Annotated in this window: 4 protein-coding genes; all 4 read right to left on the bottom strand. The window is 45.3% G+C overall.

The window, feature by feature from the left end:
- A partial coding sequence (locus tag AB4653_RS21795; protein ID WP_372105338.1) for a PhoU domain-containing protein occupies positions 1-292 on the bottom strand: 292 nt, incomplete at its 3' end.
- A gap of 74 nt (positions 293-366) precedes the next feature.
- Positions 367-1,185, bottom strand: a complete 819-nt coding sequence (pstB, locus tag AB4653_RS21790) for a phosphate ABC transporter ATP-binding protein PstB (RefSeq protein ID WP_009848269.1) — start codon at positions 1,183-1,185, stop codon at positions 367-369.
- Entirely contained in the window at positions 1,186-2,895 is a 1,710-nt protein-coding gene (gene pstA / locus AB4653_RS21785; RefSeq protein ID WP_009848268.1) for a phosphate ABC transporter permease PstA, read from the bottom strand. It lies immediately after the preceding gene.
- A 110-nt stretch (positions 2,896-3,005) separates the two neighbouring features.
- Positions 3,006-4,242, bottom strand: a 1,237-nt coding sequence (locus AB4653_RS21780) for an ABC transporter permease subunit (protein ID WP_372105337.1), incomplete at its 5' end; no start/stop codon positions are given.

Here is a 4,242-nt window from a genome sequence, read left to right as displayed (position 1 = left end):
GTTCTAGATCAGTAATGGTTTTGATGATCGCCATAATCAAACGCAGATCTTTGGCAGTCGGCTGACGTTTCGCGATAATACGAGTACATGCTTCATCGATTGAAACTTCCATCGCATTCACTTTATGGTCGTCACGAATTACTTTTTTGGCCAATTCAACATCGTCTTTATGGAGCGCCTGCATTGCAAACGAGAGTTGCTGCTCCACTAACCCGCCCATGGTCAATACATGAGTACGGATCGATTCTAACTCGACATTGAATTGCCCTGAAATGTGGCGACCGAAATGCATACTTGCTCCTTGAAAGAAATGAAGAAAGCCATTTTTGTAGAGTGACTTAGCTCTAGATGACACCTTTGTAGAGGTTAGCCATATCTACCAGTAATGTAGTCTTCCGTCTGGTTTTTCAATGGAGACGTAAAAATTGAGTCAGTATCTGAGTACTCGATCAATTTTCCCATATGAATAAAGGCAGTATGGTCACTTACACGCGCGGCTTGTTGCATGTTGTGGGTAACAATCACCACTGTGTATTGTGTTTTTAGATCGTTGATCAGCTCTTCAATCGTCAGAGTAGAAATCGGATCGAGTGCCGATGTTGGCTCATCCAATAACAGCACTTCAGGTTCGATGGCAACCGCACGAGCGATGACTAAACGCTGCTGTTGACCACCCGATAACCCAAAGGCGTTCTCATGCAAACGATCTTTGACTTCATCCCACAACGCCGCGGCGCGCAGAGAGCGCTCAACTGCATCATCAAGATCTCGGCTGTTGCTCACGCCTTGCAGCCTCAATCCATAAACCACATTCTCATAGATAGATTTAGGAAAAGGGTTCGGACGTTGAAACACCATGCCGACTCGGCGTCGTAAGGTCGCGACATCCACCTTAGGGTGATAGACGTTCTTGCCATGAAGCTTCACTTTTCCGGAAACCTTACAACCTTCAACAAGATCGTTCATGCGATTAATGCAGCGCAGTAGAGTCGACTTACCACACCCTGATGGGCCAATAAACGCGGTCACCTGTCCCTTTGGGATTTGCATTGAAATATCATCAAGTGCTTGGCTCTCTTTATAATAAAGATTCAGCCCTTCAATCGAGATAGCAATTTGCTCATCCTTCAAATTGTGAACATCAAGTGGTGCTTGGTAACCCAAGGTTTCATTAATCGAGAACATCTAATCTTGTCCTAAGGTTCGGTATTTTTCACGCAAGTTATTACGGATATTGATGGCCGTTAAATTCAATCCAACAATCACAGTAACCAGTAAAAATGAAGTCGCATACACTAAAGGGCGCGCCGCTTCGATATTAGATGTTTGAAAACCAACATCGTAGATATGGAAGCCTAAGTGCATGAACTTTCTCTCTAAGTGTAGATATGGGAACTGACCATCTACAGGTAAGCTTGATGCTAGCTTCACAACACCCACCAGCATTAATGGAGCCACCTCCCCCGCAGCTCTCGCGATTGCCAATATCAACCCCGTGATAATCGCAGGGCTTGCCATTGGTAAAACAATGCGCCAAAGCGTCTCAAATTGAGTAGCGCCAAGCGCCAATGAACCGTGCCTCACGGAGCTAGGGATACGCGTTAAGCCCTCTTCCGTTGTTACAATAACAACGGGTAATGTTAATACCGCCAAGGTCAATGCGGACCATAATAGACCCGGCGTACCAAATGTCGGAGCGGGTAACCGTTCTGCGTAAAACAAAGAATCGATTGAACCACCGATGGTATACACAAAGAATCCTAAGCCGAAGACACCATACACAATCGACGGTACACCCGCTAAGTTAATTACGGCGATACGAATTAAACGTGTTAGTGCGTTGTTTTTTGCGTATTCATGAAGATATATCGCAGCAACCACACCAAGAGGCATTACTACAATCGACATAAGAATAACCAACAGTACCGTGCCAAAAATCGCAGGAAACACACCGCCTTCAGAGTTTGAGTCTCGTGGGTTCTCCGACAAGAACTTCCAAACTTGTTTGCCCCAATGCCCAACCTTTTCAAGATAAGACATATTATTCGGGTACCAATAATCCAAAATATGACTGAGCGAAATTTCAACCTGCTCTCCTGTCATATCTTCTACCAACAAGCTTTCGACATTGAGCTGTGTTCTAAGATGCTCAAGCTTTACTTCGGCTTCAGCCAACTGGCGATTTAATTCCAATTTAGTTTGAGTATAGGTTTTAAGGTATTCATCGCTCACTGACTCATTGAGTTCAAGCTTACGTTTTTCTAAACGCAAGTTTTCCAATTGCCAGCTGATATTGCGGATTTCTTGGTTCACAACACGCGACGTCTCTTTGCGTAACGTATCAGCGAACGCCAAGCCTTGCTCGAGCTTTTGGTCTATGTTCGAATCAAATGTGCCAGAAGTGGTTTTAAAACCCACTGGTTTACCAAAGAAATAACCACCTCGACTTCGCTCAATCACAGCCCAGTCAGGTGGGGTGGTTGGTTCACGTAAGTTAACATCCAAAATGGAAACAAAGTCCGCTGGATAAATCTCCCTGTTGGCAACTTTGATACTTAAGCGCTGAATTAGCCCAGTCGACAGGTTTTGAGTCGACAATAGGTCTTGTACTTGTGGGACTTGCTCTATCGGGATGTATTTTCGTTCATATAACTGGCCAATCAATACATCTTGCTTTACTACCGTTTCGTCGAGGCCGACAACTAACGATGCATCTTTGGAATCCACTTGCCATTGGTACAAAGGAGCAGGCCAAAAATAGGTTAAGCCCTTCCAGCCGATCAGCAGCATTAGGCCAAGAACCGAAAGCATACTGATGCTCACCGCCCCACCCGTTAGCCATATCCACGGAGAGCCTGATTTAATCCAAGACAATAATGACTTCAGTTTATTCATTATGAACGACCTTGCTCTGACGTGCTGAACCCAAGGAAGAGCCAAGTTCGTGAGATACGCTAATCAAACAGCGAACAGCCATTGATAGAGATTGAGGTAGAGTTTTAAAACTACAGCGCACGATATTTATCTCTCAGTCTTTGTCTAACCCACTCTGCGACAGAGTTCACCGCGAACGTAAAAATAAACAGTAAGAGTGCTGCTAAGAACAACAATCGGAAGTGAGAACCACCCACCTCGGACTCTGGTAACTCGACAGCAATTGTTGCCGATAATGTCCTCATCCCTTCCAAAATATTCCAGTCAAGAATAGGGGTGTTACCTGTCGCCATCAAGACAATCATAGTCTCGCCAACCGCTCGTCCTAGCCCCATCATGATTGCAGAAAAGATACCTGGGCTAGCCGTCAATAACACCACATAAATAAGGGTCTGCCACGCTGTTGCGCCCAGCGCCAGTGAGCCATCGGATAAATGTTTTGGCACAGAGAAAATAGCGTCTTCTGCAATCGTGAAAATTGTCGGGATGACAGCAAAGCCCATAGCGAAGCCAACCACCAGCGCATTCCGTTGGTCAAAGTCGATGCCATAGTTAGCCAAGAAGGTACGAATATCACCACCAAACAACAAGGCTTCCATACCATTTTCACCAGCAAAGACTGCCATCACAGTAATCACCAATACCGGGATCAATATCAGAGCATGCCAACCATTAGTAAAACGGCTCGTCACCATTTTTGGCAAACAGAACCAAACAAGCCCAGTCAGTAGCGTGCTCAGTGGTAATAGCACCATTAACGAGAAGACGGCCGTTAAATGCGTTTCAACAATGGGAGCAAACCAAAGCCCAGCCAAGAATCCGATGATAACGGTCGGAAGAGCTTCCATCAGTTCTATCGACGGCTTCACGACTCTTCGCATTCGTGGAGACATGAAGTATGCGGTGTAAATGGCTCCGAGCACAGCAACCGGCACGGCAAACATCATCGCAAACAAAGCGGCTTTGATAGTACCGAATGTGATAGGGACTAAACTGAATTTTTCTTCAAAGTCATCGTTCGCCGACGTTGATTGCCAAACGTATTGTGGCTCAGGATAGCTTTCGTACCAGACTTTTTGCCAAAGCGATGAGAATGATATTTGCGGATATTCGTTATCAACTTTAGCCACGCTGATGGTGCCATCAATCAGCGTCGCCAAATGCAGTTCGTTAGCAGACATAGCCGCTAATTGTGGTGACTTATCAAATGCGCGCTCAAACAGCGACAGCTTTTCACTGGTCGTATAGTGGCTTTGTAATGTGCCATTCTGATAGAAACTATAAAAACCCTTTCTATAAGTATCTGGC

The sequence above is a fragment of the Vibrio sp. 10N.222.48.A3 genome, from assembly GCF_041475345.1.
Taxonomy (GTDB): domain Bacteria; phylum Pseudomonadota; class Gammaproteobacteria; order Enterobacterales; family Vibrionaceae; genus Vibrio; species Vibrio tasmaniensis_A.
Note: the sequence above shows the minus strand (reverse complement) of the source record. Positions and strands in the feature narration are given on the sequence as shown.

Bases quoted from the DNA above. Each gene is read 5' to 3' on its own strand.
- pstB (WP_009848269.1), bottom strand. From the start codon at position 1,185: ATGTTCTCGATTAATGAAACCTTGGGTTACCAAGCACCACTTGATGTT.
- pstA (WP_009848268.1), bottom strand. From the start codon at position 2,895: ATGAATAAACTGAAGTCATTATTGTCTTGGATTAAATCAGGCTCTCCG.